Consider the following 14,732-nt stretch of genomic DNA (forward strand, 5'->3'; position numbering starts at 1 on the left):
TGATTATAGCTAATCATCTTACAGACAAAATCAACCAAAAGTGTGGTCAAAAATCGAAGATAACTAGCTATCAAAGACGGGACGGTAGTTTACCTGATTTAGAAAATTATCTCAATGAAAACCCAGAGAAAAAAGAAAACCATCAAAAGATGGTTTTCAAATTATTTTAATTAGAATGGGATATCGTCATCGAATCCATCCATTGGTGGCTCAGCCTGTGGTGCAGCTTGTTGTGGCGCTGGACGAGATGATTGATAACTACCACCATTGTTAGTTTGACGAGCTTGGTAAGAGGGTTGTGGTGCAGCTCCCATATCACTAGGGTAGCCACCTGCGTTTTGATTGCGCGCACCAAGCATTTGCATTACATCACCTTGAATTTCTGTGGTGTAACGATCTTGACCATTTTGATCTTGCCATTTACGCGTTTTTAGACGACCTTCCACATATACTTGAGAGCCTTTGCGTAAATATTCACCGCAAATCTCCGCTTGACGACGATAGAATACGATGCGGTGCCATTCCGTTACTTCACGGCGCTCGCCAGTATTACGGTCGTTCCAGCTTTCACTAGTCGCTACGCTAATATTTGCTACGGCATCGCCATTTGGCATGGTACGAATTTCAGGATCATTACCTAGATGACCCACGATAATGACTTTATTAACTCCAGCCATAAAAAAAACCTCATTTTTTATCTAAAAAAGTGCGGTTATTTTGCCTGAAATTTTTCAAAAGATCTATATATTTTAACTGGATATTTGCACAGATATTAAAATATGCGATAATGATCGCAGAATTTAAACTTATTTTATTCTTTTGAGTTATTTTATGGAAAATATCGATATTCGCGGGGCTCGAACCCATAACCTGAAAAATATTAATCTGACTATTCCACGCAATAAACTTGTGGTGATTACTGGGCTTTCAGGTTCGGGAAAATCCTCTTTAGCGTTTGATACACTTTATGCAGAAGGGCAGCGCCGCTATGTTGAATCTCTTTCAGCATATGCACGTCAGTTTTTATCTTTAATGGAAAAGCCTGATGTGGATTCTATTGAGGGACTTTCCCCTGCAATTTCCATTGAACAAAAATCTACCTCACACAATCCACGTTCTACGGTGGGAACAATTACCGAAATTTATGATTATTTACGTTTATTGTTTGCTCGAGTAGGTGAACCTCGTTGTCCAGATCATGATGTTCCATTAACGGCACAAACGATTAGTCAAATGGTGGACAAAGTATTAAGTTTGCCAGAAGACAGCAAGATGATGTTACTTGCGCCAGTTGTCAAAAATCGAAAAGGCGAACACGTTAAGATTTTAGAAAATATTGCTGCACAAGGTTACATTCGTGCACGTATTGATGGCGAAATTTGCGATTTATCTGATCCGCCCAAATTAGAATTACAGAAAAAACATACTATTGAAGTGGTGGTGGATCGCTTTAAAGTGCGGTCAGATTTAGCAACACGTTTAGCTGAGTCTTTTGAAACCGCATTAGAGCTTTCAGGTGGCACCGCGATTGTGGCAGATATGGATAATCCGAAAGCGGAAGAATTAGTTTTTTCGGCAAATTTTGCTTGTCCGCATTGCGGTTATTCTGTGCCAGAATTAGAACCTCGTTTATTTTCCTTTAATAATCCGGCCGGAGCTTGCCCTACTTGCGATGGTTTGGGGATGCAGCAATATTTTGATGAAGATCGTGTGGTACAAAATCCAACCATTTCCCTTGCTGGTGGTGCGGTAAAAGGTTGGGATCGTCGAAATTTCTATTATTATCAAATGCTCACCTCATTGGCGAAACATTATGATTTTGATGTTGAAGCCCCTTATGAATCTTTGCCAAAGAAAATTCAACACATCATTATGCATGGCTCAGGTAAAGATGAAATTGAATTCCAATATATGAATGATCGTGGCGATATGGTTATTCGCAAGCATCCTTTTGAAGGAATTTTGAATAATATGGCTCGCCGATATAAAGAAACGGAATCAATGTCGGTGCGGGAAGAATTAGCGAAAAATATTAGCAATCGACCTTGTGCAGACTGTGGCGGATCTCGTTTACGACCAGAAGCGCGTAATGTGTATATCGAAAAAACGAATTTACCGATGATCGCGGAAAAAAGTATTGGTGAAACGCTTGAATTTTTCACCGCACTTTCTCTCACTGGTCAAAAAGCGCAAATTGCGGAAAAAATTCTTAAAGAAATTCGTGAGCGTTTGCAGTTTTTAGTCAATGTTGGCTTGAATTATCTTTCTCTTTCTCGTTCTGCTGAAACTCTTTCAGGCGGTGAAGCACAACGTATTCGCCTTGCTAGCCAAATTGGTGCGGGGCTTGTTGGTGTGATGTACGTATTAGATGAACCTTCTATTGGCTTGCACCAACGTGATAATGAACGCTTACTTAACACATTAATTCATCTGCGTAATCTTGGTAATACGGTAATTGTCGTGGAACACGATGAAGACGCGATTCGTGCAGCTGACCATATTATTGATATCGGCCCTGGAGCAGGCGTGCATGGCGGGCAAGTTATTGCGCAAGGAAATGCTGATGAAATTATGCTGAATCCAAATTCCATCACAGGAAAATTCTTATCGGGCGCAGATAAAATCGACATTCCTAAAAAACGCACCGCACTTGATAAGAAAAAATGGCTCAAACTTAAAGGGGCATCAGGCAATAATTTAAAAAATGTAAATTTAGATATTCCCGTTGGCTTGTTTACTTGCGTAACTGGTGTATCAGGCTCAGGAAAATCAACACTCATTAATGATACTTTATTTCCACTTGCGCAAAATGCGTTAAATCGAGCGGAAAAGACGGATTACGCACCTTATCAGTCTATCGAGGGATTAGAGCATTTCGATAAAGTTATTGATATTAACCAAAGCCCGATTGGACGCACGCCACGTTCAAACCCAGCTACTTATACAGGCTTATTTACCCCGATTCGTGAACTTTTTGCAGGCGTTCCAGAGGCACGTGCGCGCGGTTATAATCCAGGACGTTTTAGCTTTAACGTACGTGGTGGACGCTGTGAGGCTTGTCAGGGCGATGGTGTACTCAAAGTTGAAATGCACTTTTTACCCGATGTTTATGTCCCTTGCGACCAATGTAAAGGTAAACGCTATAACCGCGAAACCTTAGAAATTCGTTACAAAGGCAAAACGATTCATCAAGTTTTGGATATGACGGTGGAAGAGGCTCGCGAGTTTTTTGATGCGATTCCAATGATTGCAAGAAAATTACAAACCTTGATGGATGTGGGATTATCCTATATTCGATTAGGCCAATCTTCCACAACACTTTCAGGCGGTGAAGCGCAGCGCGTTAAGCTAGCGACTGAGCTTTCTAAACGTGATACGGGTAAAACCTTGTATATTCTAGATGAACCGACAACTGGTTTGCATTTTGCTGACATTAAGCAATTACTTGAAGTACTGCATCGATTACGCGATCAAGGAAATACTATTGTCGTCATTGAACACAATCTTGATGTGATTAAAACGGCAGACTGGATTATCGATCTTGGTCCTGAAGGGGGAAGCGGTGGCGGACAAATTATTGCTACTGGCACGCCCGAAGAAGTCGCTAAAGTCGAAGGATCTCATACTGCCAGATTCCTTAAACCAATTTTGGAAAAACGTTAAGAAAATAACCGCACTTTGATCCGATGTGCGGTTATTTTTTGATATATTTCTAGCAGAAATTTATCTTTTTGATTCTTATTGTGATTTGTTTGATGTAATGAGGTTATTTAGTATGTGCACGTTTTACAAATAAGAAAGATAAGCTGAATGCTACAACAAATGAAATAACCATTCCTATACTGTACATTGCCAAACTGTCCGGTTTGATAGATGGGATACCTAAGAAACCAGCGGCACCCAATGCAATCGCTTTTACGTTAAAGAATGCAATAAATGCACTAGCTAACCCAGAACCAATCATCGCAGCAATAAATGCTTGGCGGTAACGTAAATTTACGCCAAACATAGCGGGTTCTGTGATACCTAATAATGCAGAAATACCTGAAGGTACAGCTAATCCACGAATTTTGGCATCTTTTAATGCTAAGGCTACACCCAAACAAGCTGCGCCCTGTGCAATATTTGACATTGCTGCAATCGGGAAGATGAATGTTCCTCCAGTTTGTGCGATTTCGGCAAGCAATTGAGTTTCTACTGCGATAAAGGTTTGATGCATACCTGTAATGACAATTGGTGCATATAAAGTACCGAAAATCGCTCCACCAAAGAAACCTAATGTATCATATAACCAAGTTAATCCGGCTGAAATAAGAGAGCCAGCCTCTCGACCAAATGGACCAATTACCGTAAATGCAAGGAAACCCGCAATAAAAAGTGAAAACATTGGGGTGATTAAGTTATCTAAATAAGATGGTATAAATTTACGGAAATTCTTTTCTAATGTTGTTAATACCCAAGCTGAGATAATTGTTGGAATAACTGTTCCTTGATAGCCAACTTTTTCAATTTCAAGACCAAATACATTCCAGTATTTAATATTTCCTTCCATCAATGTTTTTGCATAATTCCAGCCATCAGATAATGAAGGATGGACTAAAAGCATACCTAATGCTGCGCCTAAGAAGGGATTTCCACCAAATTTACGTGTTGCTGAAAAACCAAGTAATACAGGTAAGAATACAAACGGTGCATTTGCAATTGTATTGATGAAATCAACTAAATCAGATATTTCAGGATACTTTGTGACAACAGAATGATTATCCCAAAAGAAACCGATAGAGGTTAGCATTGAATAAAGTCCCATTAATAGACCTCCGGCAACGATAGCTGGAATAATTGGGACAAAAATATCGGCTAAACCTTTTACTATACGTTGTAGTAAATTCTGTTGGCCTAAGGCAGCTTCTGCAACTTCAGCTTTACTTACATCACCAATACCAAGTTGTTTAGTAAGTTGTTCATGAACTTTATTGACCGTACCTGAGCCAAAAATAATTTGGTACTGACCCGCCACAGAGAATTGGCCTTTTACCCCTTCAATTGCTTCGATACCTTCTTTATCCACTTTGCTTTCATCGTTTAATACGATACGTAAACGTGTTGCACAGTGAGCTGCTGTAGCAATGTTATTTTTACCACCAAGTTTTTCAATCACTTGTTCAGCTATTTTCGGGAAGTTCATAGATTTTCTCCTCATTTAAATAGAAATGGCGCGATTTTAGCCGAAAGGATTAAAACAGGCTAGTGTGAAATGATCCTATAAGGGGAATTCTATTGTTATAAAGGAACAAAGCTGATAGTAAGTAATCATATAATGTAATTAATAATTACCTCGCTTTTTTATTAATCCATTTAATCCTAACAAGCCTAAGCTTAGCCAAATAGGAACGTAGGTGAAGTAGTCAATCGTCATTGGAATATTTAAAATAAATACTGCAACTAAAAATAATAAGACTGGTTCGATATAGCTTAATACGGCAAAAATGCTAACAGGAATTTGCTGGCTAGATTTTAAATTTGCAGAAAGTGAAACTGCACTGACAATTCCTAGTGCTGGTAATAAGTACCAGTAGTGAAAATTATGAAGAATCAAAGACAAACTATCGCTTTGGTAAGATAAATAAATGATAGAAGGAATGGATATTAAGATGACATCAAGGGTAATGCCTTGCAAGGCAGGAATTTTCATGGCTTTTCTACTTAAATAATAGAAGGGATATACTGCGCAAACCCAAAGGCTTGTCCATGAAAAACTTTGTGTATGCCAGAGTTCATGGAATACACCACAAGCGGCAAGTAATAAAGCAATTTTTTGAGTGGATGATAATTGTTCCTTAAGCCAAATTCTTCCCAATAGAGCCATCACAAGCGGAAAAAGGAAGTATCCCATAGCAATATTTACACCTTCATTATTAAGCGGTGCCCACATAAAGAGCCAAAATTGGCTTCCAGCATCAAATGTACCGAGTAAGAAAAGTATCCAACGTTTCCAGTTATAGCCAAGTATGTTGGTCATTAAATGTAAAATTGATTTACAACCAATTGTTGGAAATAAAATCAATAATAGACCAAATATCATTGTTACCATTCGCCACGCGAAAACGTCAGTTCCACTTAATGGTTGTAACCATAAGCTGAATAAATAAAGGACACCAAATAAAAGTTGAGAAAAGATGCAAAGCAATATGCCTTGAGTCATTAATTTCATTGAAAACTCCATCATTGAAGATGAAATTATTATAGGTTGTTATAGAAATAAAAATTCTTAATTTATGAGGTTTTGTGATAAATTTTATCTATTTAGCTAGATTTGTGAGAAAATTTTTATGAATTCCCTTGATAAATTAGATCGAGATATTCTAAATGCATTACAACAAGATGCAACAATACCTTTAAAAGAATTGGCCGTAAATGTTAATAGTTCTATTGCAACCTGCCAACGACGAATTCAATTTTTAATAGAAAAAGGCGTGATAACTAAACAAGTGGCTATTGTTTCTCCTAAAGCTGTAGGACGGACAATTAGTGTATTTGTGATGGTGGAAATGAACAATCAACATTCTTATTATCAAGAGCAGTTTGAGCGTAAAATGAGACAAGAATCAGATGTTGTCAGTTGTTATGAAATTTCTGGAGATTATGATTTTATGTTGCTATTACATGTTAAAGATATGGAAAGTTATCATGCGTTTACTCGTCGTGTTTTAACAGGGGAGTATCATGTGCGTACTTTCAAAAGTTTATTTGTAATGAATTTTACAAAGGCGGATAGTGGTATTGTGTTATAAAGTGCGGTGAAAAATCACCGCACTTTGCAATTATAATGCTAAGGCTTTGTAGTTTGTTTTAAACAAAAATAGCCGATGACGGCAGAAATAGTTGATCCTAATAAAATACCTAATCTTGATAGAGTATTTATAGTTTCACCCGCGTCAGCCTCAAATGCAAGGCTTGCGAGAAACATTGACATTGTAAAGCCAATTCCACACAAAAGCGCAACGGCAAAAATTTGTTTAAAATTAACACCGTTAGGTAATTTGGCTAAACCTAATTTTACGGAGATATAGCTAAAGCTAAAAACACCTACTGGTTTACCTATAATTAAGCCAAGTGCAATAGCTAATAGTAACGGGGAAGAGAGCATTGTGAAATCGAGTCCCTCAAAGCTTACTCCAGCATTAGCAAAAGCAAATAGAGGCAGAATAATAAATGACGACCAAGGTGCGAGAATATGTTCAAAATCATGTAGTGGCTTTTCTCCATTTTTTCCATTCAATGGGATACAAAAGCCAATAATTACGCCTGCTAATGTTGCATGAACGCCTGATTTTAAAACGGAAGCCCATAAAATTGCCCCAACAACCATGTAGGCACATAGTGCAGAAACTTTGAATCGGTTTAATAAAACTAATGCAATAATAGTGATAGCTGAAAAGAAGAGTGCTTGCACGCTTAATCCATGTGAAAAGAATAGGGCTATGACAACGATAGCACCTAAGTCGTCTATAATAGCGAGCGCTAGCAAGAAAATTTTGAGTGGAAGTGGAACTTGTTTACTTAGCAATGCCATAATGCCAAGAGCAAAGGCTATGTCTGTTGCCATAGGAATCGCCCAGCCATTTACTAAACTAGGATCTTGTTTAGCAATGAACCAATATACGATAGCAGGAATAATCATTCCTCCTATTGCGGCTATAGCAGGGAAAATAGCTTGTTGATAGCTAGAAAGTGAGCCTTCAAATAATTCTTTTTTGACTTCCATACCGACCAATATAAAAAATACAGCCATAAAGCCATCATTGATCCAATGAATTAATGTTTTATCGATTGCAAAATGGCCAATTTGTATGCTTACGGGTAAATTTAAGAAGTTGTTATATTGTTCACTTAATGGTGAATTGGCCAATAACATTGCAGCTACAGCAGATAAAAGTAATAAAATTCCACCGGCAGATTCTAATTTTAAAAATCGCTGGATAAGTTGTAACACGTAATCCCCCTTCAAAAATCAATAACAAAAAATTAACAAAGAGCGCATACTATCATATTTTTATATGAAATGGGGAACGAGAGAAAGATTTTGCCAGCATTTTGTATGAATTGCTGATAACATGAATTATATTGTGATGAATATCTCATTTTTCGTATTATTAAATAGAGATTTTATGTGCATTGTAATAAATTATTGTAGAATGCACGCCTTTTTATTTTTGGGTTAGAAATTATGTTTTCACGTAAAGATATTATTGTTTTGGGGATGATGATCTTCGCTTTATTTTTAGGAGCAGGGAATATTATTTTTCCACCAATGGAAGGTTTTACTGCAGGGTACAATTGGGCTAGCGCCTCTTTTGGATTTGTATTAACTGGAGTTTTTATGCCTTTTATTACATTGGTTGTTGTTTCTATTTTAGGGCGAGGTGAAGAATTAACGAAAGATTTACCTAAATGGGCAGGGACTGCTTTTCTTGTTATTTTATATTTAACAATTGGTTCTACCTTTGCCATGCCGCGAATTACAAATGTTGCTTATGAAATGGCGTGGTTACCTTTAGGATTGATGGAGGATAATTTAACAGTTAGATTTGTTTTTTCTCTTGTTTTTAACTTAATCGCGATGGGATTTATGATTCGTCCAAACACGATTATTTCAAGTGTAGGTAAATTTATGACGCCAGCATTATTGGTGTTATTAGTTGTGGTAGCGGTGACAGTTTTTATTTCTCCATTATCCGAGATTCAGGCTCCCACAAAAGCTTATGAGTCAGGTCAGGCTTTATTCATCGGTTTAACAAGTGGTTATCAAACTATGGATGTGCTTGCTGCCATTGCATTTGGAGGAATTGTCTCACGTGCACTTGCCACAAAAAATGTGGTTCATACAAAAGATATTGTGAGATATACCATTTTAGCAGGTTTTGTTTCAGTCATTTTGCTTGCTGGATTATACTTTTCACTCTTTTACCTTGGTGCAACAAGTGCCTCGGTTGCTGAAGGTGTAACAAATGGTGGACAAGTTTTCTCACGTTATGTGGGGGCATTGTTTGGTTCAGCAGGTACTTGGATTATGGCGGGAATTATCGTACTAGCAAGTTTAACTACTCTTGTTGGCGTAACGAGTGCTTCAGCTGATTATTTTGCGAAATTTTCAGTACGTTTTTCTTATCCGTTTTGGGTAGCAGTTTTTACTGCAATGACAATCACTGTTTCTCAATATGGCTTAACTGATTTACTTCGTATTACGATTCCGGCCCTATTATTGATCTACCCTATAGCGATTGTATTAGTGTTTTTGCAATTTTTACGTAATAAATTACCATCAATCAAATTGACTTACTATAGTTCTTTAATTGTCACACTATGCTTTAGCTTATGTGATAGTTTAAATAATGTACAAATGTTACCTGAAAGCATTAACATATTATTGAAAGATTTTCCTCTTTCATCAGAAGGAATGGCATGGTTAGTGCCGGCATTCGTGATGCTTGTAGTGAGCATTTTTATAGGAAAGTTATTTACTAACATTAAAAAATAAAGTTGCGGCATTTTTTAGCCGCATATCTTTATAATCTAGTTTTTTCTCCGCCAAATTCACCTAATAAATTTTCGGTGAGTTTGGCTAAAATACCTGTCATCAGTACAAAATCTGCATCGAAACGCTGTGCAAAATCTTCTTTCAGAATATCATCATTTTTTTCGCGTACACTATCTGCAAATTTTAAACGTTTGAGGGTGCAATTCTCGTTAAAAACGAAAGTTAAGGTATCCTCCCATTCTAAGGCTAATTTACTTACTACTTTTTTGCCATCCTGCAGAAGTGCGAGAATTTCTTCATTTTCTAAGGGTTGTTTTTTACAACGAATAACGCTGTCTTCCTGACTGCCACGAAGCTCGGCTTCTTCTAATGCAATTAACCAATGCGGTAAGCTATCTTGAAGGATCCAATTTGTTAAAATCGTGCTGGGTTCATTAGCAAAGGCTAAAGGCACGACAGGAAGCGATCCTAAGGATTTACGCAGTAATGCAAGTGCATCTTCCGAGCGTTTACTCGATGCGGCATCAACATGAACAAGATTATTTTCCGTATCAATCCATAGCGCCGTATGCTGATTTTTACTAAACGCACGAGGTAATAAATTCATCACAACATCATCTTTTAATGTTTGTTTTTCTACCTTTTTAAGTTTGCGATTTTCTTTTTGTTCAAGGCTTTCAATGCGTTCATCTAGTTCACGTTTGACCACATTTGCCGGCAAGATTTTTTCTTCTTTTTTCGCCACTAATAGAATTTGCTTTCCTACAGAAAAATAGAGTAAATCAGAACCTCTTAATGGAGCAGACCAACCAAATTTACTTTGATCTTGAGCACCGCAAGGGTGGAATTGACAATCTTCCAGTTGAGTTTGTAGCTGTGCAAGATCCCAATCTAGCGGTTTAGTTAGTCTATAAGTCATTAAATTTTTGAACCACATCGTAACACTTCCTTCAATATAGGGTAGAATGTGCGACATTATAGCCCATAAAAGTAGGAAAAACGATGCAACACAAATTGATTGCCTTTATTGGCGGCGGCAATATGGCGCAGGCTATTATTCTTGGCTTGTTGAAACAGGGTTATCCTGCTGAGCAAATTATTGTGAATGATCCGAATGAGGAAAAAAGGGTATTTTTTGCCAATCTTGGCGTGGCAACTTCAGAAAATAATGCGGAAAGTGTAATCAAAGCGGAAGTAGTATTGCTTGCGGTAAAACCTCAAATGATGGCTGAAGTTTGTTCGTTACTAAGTGCGGTGGATTTTTCCGATAAATTATTAATTTCCATTGCTGCGGGTATTTCAACTGAACGCTTGAACGCATTAATTCCAAGTATAAAATCGATAGTGCGCGTCATGCCAAATACGCCCGCGTTGGTGGGGGAAGGCATGGCTGGTTTATTTGCACCGAAAAATACGAGCGAAAATCACCGCACTTTTGCGCAAGATTTATTGGAGGCAGTGGGAAGAACAGTTTGGGTGGATGATGAAACTCAAATGCACGCAGTAACTGCCGCTTCAGGCAGTAGCCCAGCCTATTTCTTTTTGATGCTGGAAGCGATGCAGCAAGCCTTAATCAAAATGAATATTGATGAGAAAACTGCCCGTGAATTAGTGCAGCAATCCATGCTTGGTGCAGCCAAAATGGTGACTGAAAATCCGCAAATTGCACTTTCAACTTTGCGTGAAAATGTTACCTCGAAAGGTGGCACCACTGCGGCTGCGTTAGCAGTATTTGACGCACAACATTTTACTCAAACAATAGAGCAAGCTATGCAGGCTTGCTCGTCTCGTTCACAAGAAATGGAAACTTTATTTTGATGCAAGTTCGTCCTTTTTATTGGCTCGCTCTGAGCTTTCTAGGTTATTACTGCGCTTATGGCGTGTTTTTGCCGTTCTTCCCAGCATGGTTGAAATCTCAACAATATGGTGAAGAAATGATTGGTTTGGTGATCGGGAGTGCTTATATTTTCCGATTTGCGGGCGGATTATTTTTTTCATCGCTAATTAAAAAAGCCAATCATATTATTAATTCCTTACGTCTATTGGCGTTAGCATCGGCCATTATTATGGTGGCTATGAGTTTAGTTGCGCATAATTTTTGGTTGTTGTTTATTGCTATTGGTTTGTATGCTTCTGTGAATTCAGCTGGAATGCCGATTGGGGATTCGTTGGCATCCACTTGGCAACGACAAATCGGCTTAGATTACGGCAAAGTACGTTTGATTGGCTCTTCTGCCTTTATCCTTGGCGTAGTGGTGTTCGGCGGCATGATTGGCTGGGTCGGCGAGCAAAATATCGTGTGGATTTTAACCGCACTTTTATCTTTCTATACCATCATTCAGCTTTTAAAACCAACTATTCCTCCAAAAGATGAGATACCTGAAGGTGGCGCTCAAAATAATATTGGTTTTATTGCGTTACTGAAAAATCCTATTACATTGCGCGTCATGATTGCAGTGGGACTCATTCAAGGCTCTCATGCGGCTTATTATGTGTATAGCACGATTTATTGGACAAGTATTGGGATCTCCGTTTCTCAAACTAGCTTACTTTGGGGCATTGGCGTATTAGCAGAAATTGTATTATTTTTCTTCTCTCGTCGCTTATTTCAAAATATTTCTATTAGTGTGCTACTTTATATTTCTGCGTTTGCGTGCGTTGGACGCTGGGCTGTAATGGGATATATTGAAGATTTTTGGTTGATATTCTTATTGCAACTTATGCATAGTTTGACTTATGCCGTGTGCCATTATGCGATTGTTCGCTATATCACCACCCAGCCGCAAAGCCATATTGCGAAGTTACAAGGTTTGTATAATGGTTTATCGAATGGTGTGCTCATTGCTATTTTCACTGCGATTGCTGGTATGATTTATCCAACGTTGCCAGCGATGACATTTGTATTTATGAGCATCATCGCGGCAGCCGCATTTTTTGTGATTCCACGCAAGTTAAATGCCTTTTTGATTGTTCAGCATAAATAGGACGCATCGCTTGCCTTGTAGAAAAGTAATATGAAAAATCTTGCGCTCATTGATTTGTTTCTTAACGAATATTGGATTGAAAAAGGGCTTTCAGAAAATACCGTTCAATCTTATCGTTTGGATTTAACCGCACTTTGTGATTGGTTGGATAAAAACGGCTTGTCTTTGGAAACTTTAGATGCTGTTGATTTGCAAGGTTTTCTGAGGGAACGTTTGGAGAAAGGTTACAAAGCCACGAGCACCGCGAGAATGTTAAGTGCGATGCGTAAACTTTTCCAATATTTATATCGGGAAAAATACCGAGTGGATGATCCAAGTGCGGTGCTAAGTTCGCCTAAATTACCCAGTCGCTTGCCAAAATATTTAACTGAGCAACAAGTATCAGATTTACTCAATACGCCAGATGTGGACGTGCCTTTGGAGTTACGCGATAAAGCAATGTTAGAGTTGCTTTATGCAACGGGGCTTCGTGTAACGGAGTTAGTTTCGCTGACGATTGAAAACATGAGCGTGCAACAAGGCGTGGTGCGAGTGATTGGTAAAGGGAACAAAGAGCGTATTGTGCCAATGGGAGAAGAAGCTGCCTATTGGGTTCGTCAATTTATGTTTTATGGTCGTCCTGTGCTATTAAATGGGCAGAGTTCTGATGTTGTGTTTCCAAGTCAGCGTGCACAGCAAATGACTCGTCAAACTTTCTGGCATCGTGTAAAACATTATGCCATTCTCGCAGAGATTGATGCTGATGCACTTTCCCCTCACGTTCTTCGCCATGCTTTTGCCACCCATTTAGTGAATCACGGTGCGGATTTACGTGTGGTGCAAATGTTGCTAGGGCATACAGATTTATCCACAACACAGATTTATACTCATGTGGCAAAAGAGAGATTGAAACGATTGCATGAAAAATTTCATCCTAGAGGGTAATTAAAAACGCATAGTAATGAAATAAACTGTTTTAAATTATTCCTTTATCTGAATATTTCATATTAATCTTCAGGTAAAGCATTTAGAACTGCTTTCACTAAAGTTGCTAGTGGAATGGCAAAAAATACGCCCCAGAACCCCCACAATCCACCGAAAATTAATACTGAAATAATGATCGCTAATGGATGTAAGTTTACTGCCTCAGAGAATAAATAAGGAACAAGTAAATTGCCATCTAAAAGTTGACTTATGGCAAAAGCAATGATGATATACCAAAATGTTGGGCTTACACCAAATTGGAATAATGCGACTAAGGCAACAGGAATGGTGACAAGTACAGCTCCAATATAAGGCACTAACACTGAAAGCCCTACAGCAAATGCCAAGAGAAGTGGATAATTCAAGCCAAAAATAAGAAAAATAATATAAGTAATTAAAGTTACAATCAAAATTTCTAATAATTTACCATGAATATAATTAGAAATTTGTTGTTGCATTTCTATCCAAACCTTGGAAGCTAAATGACGGTTTCTTGGCAGAAATCGGCTCACTCCTTGTAAAAGTTCTTTTTTATCTTTTAACATGAAGAACATCATTAGTGGTACTAAGAAAGCATAAATACCGAGAGAAACTAAGTTCATAATTGATGTTAAAGACAGTTTCACCACCGATTCACCAAAACCAAGAATTTTTTCTCGTACAGAATTAAAAATGGAATCTACCATAGAATAATCAATGAGTTCTGGATAATGCTCAGGTAGATTAAGTAACCATTCATTGAGTTTATTAAACATCGCAGGTAAATCGCTTAATAAGGAAATACTTTGATTCCAAAGCATTGGAACAAGAATTAAAAAGAATATGGTAGCGATACTGATAAAGCTACCAAAGACAAGAATAGTGGCCATGATCCTTGGAAAGCGTAAACGTAAGTTTAAGAAACGAATTGGCATTTCGAGTAAATAGGCTAATACGATAGCAATAAGCAGCGGTGCGATTAGATTTCCAAAAAAATAAATAGCAAGGAAGCCAAACAATAAAATAGCAAGTAATCCCATTGTTTGAGGATCGCTTAATCGGCGTATATACCAATTTCTCAACATTTCTAACATAGTACTTCTCAATGAATATTTTGAGTCATTATAAGTGAAATTATTTGTTGTTTATAGTTGGCACTTGGCTAATCTTTTAAATTCTTTAACATTTCTACCTAGATTTTGTTATTAAAACAAAATTTGTTTCGCATTTTGGTTATGACTGAGTTTTGTATAGCAAGTGCGGTTATT

General features: G+C 37.8%; 12 protein-coding genes. 6 read left to right on the plus strand and 6 right to left on the minus strand.

Annotated features, from left to right (window positions below):
* Positions 1-170: 170 nt before the first annotated feature.
* A complete protein-coding gene (locus KP712_RS00615) occupies positions 171-677 on the minus strand; it encodes a single-stranded DNA-binding protein (protein WP_005638876.1) in 507 nt (168 codons plus the stop codon).
* A gap of 154 nt (positions 678-831) precedes the next feature.
* On the opposite strand from KP712_RS00615, the gene uvrA reads away from it, so the two are divergent.
* Entirely contained in the window at positions 832-3,663 is a 2,832-nt protein-coding gene (uvrA, locus tag KP712_RS00620) for an excinuclease ABC subunit UvrA (RefSeq protein ID WP_215770443.1), read from the plus strand.
* Between the two features lie 103 nt (positions 3,664-3,766).
* Here uvrA and KP712_RS00625 read toward each other — a convergent pair whose 3' ends face one another.
* Both KP712_RS00625 and rarD read right to left on the minus strand, forming a co-directional pair.
* Complete coding sequence (locus KP712_RS00625) at positions 3,767-5,185, minus strand: sucrose-specific PTS transporter subunit IIBC (protein ID WP_215770444.1); 1,419 nt, start codon at positions 5,183-5,185, stop codon at positions 3,767-3,769.
* A 138-nt stretch (positions 5,186-5,323) separates the two neighbouring features.
* Entirely contained in the window at positions 5,324-6,211 is an 888-nt protein-coding gene (rarD, locus tag KP712_RS00630; RefSeq protein ID WP_215770445.1) for an EamA family transporter RarD, read from the minus strand.
* 118 nt (positions 6,212-6,329) lie between these two features.
* Between rarD and KP712_RS00635 the strand changes: the two genes are divergently transcribed.
* Positions 6,330-6,791: an Lrp/AsnC family transcriptional regulator gene (locus KP712_RS00635; protein ID WP_048954187.1), complete on the plus strand. Its 462-nt coding sequence runs from the start codon at positions 6,330-6,332 to the stop codon at positions 6,789-6,791.
* A 38-nt stretch (positions 6,792-6,829) separates the two neighbouring features.
* Here the strand turns inward: KP712_RS00635 and nhaA are convergent, their stop codons facing one another.
* Complete coding sequence (gene nhaA / locus KP712_RS00640) at positions 6,830-7,993, minus strand: Na+/H+ antiporter NhaA (RefSeq protein ID WP_215770446.1); 1,164 nt, start codon at positions 7,991-7,993, stop codon at positions 6,830-6,832.
* A 234-nt stretch (positions 7,994-8,227) separates the two neighbouring features.
* Here nhaA and brnQ point away from each other — a divergent pair, with 234 nt between their 5' ends.
* Positions 8,228-9,538 (plus strand): branched-chain amino acid transport system II carrier protein, encoded by a 1,311-nt coding sequence (gene brnQ, locus KP712_RS00645; RefSeq protein ID WP_215770447.1) that lies wholly within the window; start codon positions 8,228-8,230, stop codon positions 9,536-9,538.
* Positions 9,539-9,566: 28 nt separating this feature from the next.
* Here the strand turns inward: brnQ and rdgC are convergent, their stop codons facing one another.
* On the minus strand, positions 9,567-10,475 hold the full coding sequence (gene rdgC / locus KP712_RS00650; protein WP_215770448.1) for a recombination-associated protein RdgC: 909 nt from the start codon (positions 10,473-10,475) through the stop codon (positions 9,567-9,569).
* Between the two features lie 65 nt (positions 10,476-10,540).
* Here rdgC and proC point away from each other — a divergent pair, with 65 nt between their 5' ends.
* The 3 genes from proC to xerD are packed head-to-tail and all read left to right on the plus strand — an operon-like array spanning position 10,541 to position 13,446.
* A complete protein-coding gene (proC, locus tag KP712_RS00655; RefSeq protein WP_215770449.1) occupies positions 10,541-11,356 on the plus strand; it encodes a pyrroline-5-carboxylate reductase in 816 nt (271 codons plus the stop codon).
* A complete protein-coding gene (locus KP712_RS00660; protein WP_215770450.1) occupies positions 11,356-12,522 on the plus strand; it encodes a 3-phenylpropionate MFS transporter in 1,167 nt (388 codons plus the stop codon). Before proC ends, KP712_RS00660 begins: the two co-directional genes overlap by 1 nt.
* A gap of 30 nt (positions 12,523-12,552) precedes the next feature.
* Positions 12,553-13,446, plus strand: coding sequence for a site-specific tyrosine recombinase XerD (xerD, locus tag KP712_RS00665; protein WP_215770451.1), 894 nt, complete (start codon positions 12,553-12,555; stop codon positions 13,444-13,446).
* Positions 13,447-13,508: 62 nt separating this feature from the next.
* Here the strand turns inward: xerD and KP712_RS00670 are convergent, their stop codons facing one another.
* Positions 13,509-14,558: an AI-2E family transporter gene (locus tag KP712_RS00670; protein WP_215770452.1), complete on the minus strand. Its 1,050-nt coding sequence runs from the start codon at positions 14,556-14,558 to the stop codon at positions 13,509-13,511.
* Positions 14,559-14,732 lie beyond the last annotated feature (174 nt).

It is taken from the genome of Haemophilus sp. SZY H68 (genome assembly GCF_018829685.1).
Taxonomy (GTDB): domain Bacteria; phylum Pseudomonadota; class Gammaproteobacteria; order Enterobacterales; family Pasteurellaceae; genus Haemophilus; species Haemophilus haemolyticus_K.

What these genes read in the sequence shown, in the direction of transcription:
- KP712_RS00615 (WP_005638876.1), bottom strand. Translation starts at nt 677, where the DNA reads ATGGCTGGAGTTAATAAAGTCATTATCGTGGGTCATCTAGGTAATGAT.
- uvrA (WP_215770443.1), top strand. Translation starts at nt 832, where the DNA reads ATGGAAAATATCGATATTCGCGGGGCTCGAACCCATAACCTGAAAAAT.
- KP712_RS00625 (WP_215770444.1), bottom strand. Translation starts at nt 5,185, where the DNA reads ATGAACTTCCCGAAAATAGCTGAACAAGTGATTGAAAAACTTGGTGGT.
- rarD (WP_215770445.1), bottom strand. Translation starts at nt 6,211, where the DNA reads ATGAAATTAATGACTCAAGGCATATTGCTTTGCATCTTTTCTCAACTT.
- KP712_RS00635 (WP_048954187.1), top strand. Translation starts at nt 6,330, where the DNA reads ATGAATTCCCTTGATAAATTAGATCGAGATATTCTAAATGCATTACAA.
- brnQ (WP_215770447.1), top strand. Translation starts at nt 8,228, where the DNA reads ATGTTTTCACGTAAAGATATTATTGTTTTGGGGATGATGATCTTCGCT.
- rdgC (WP_215770448.1), bottom strand. Translation starts at nt 10,475, where the DNA reads ATGTGGTTCAAAAATTTAATGACTTATAGACTAACTAAACCGCTAGAT.
- proC (WP_215770449.1), top strand. Translation starts at nt 10,541, where the DNA reads ATGCAACACAAATTGATTGCCTTTATTGGCGGCGGCAATATGGCGCAG.
- KP712_RS00660 (WP_215770450.1), top strand. Translation starts at nt 11,356, where the DNA reads ATGCAAGTTCGTCCTTTTTATTGGCTCGCTCTGAGCTTTCTAGGTTAT.
- xerD (WP_215770451.1), top strand. Translation starts at nt 12,553, where the DNA reads ATGAAAAATCTTGCGCTCATTGATTTGTTTCTTAACGAATATTGGATT.
- KP712_RS00670 (WP_215770452.1), bottom strand. Translation starts at nt 14,558, where the DNA reads ATGTTAGAAATGTTGAGAAATTGGTATATACGCCGATTAAGCGATCCT.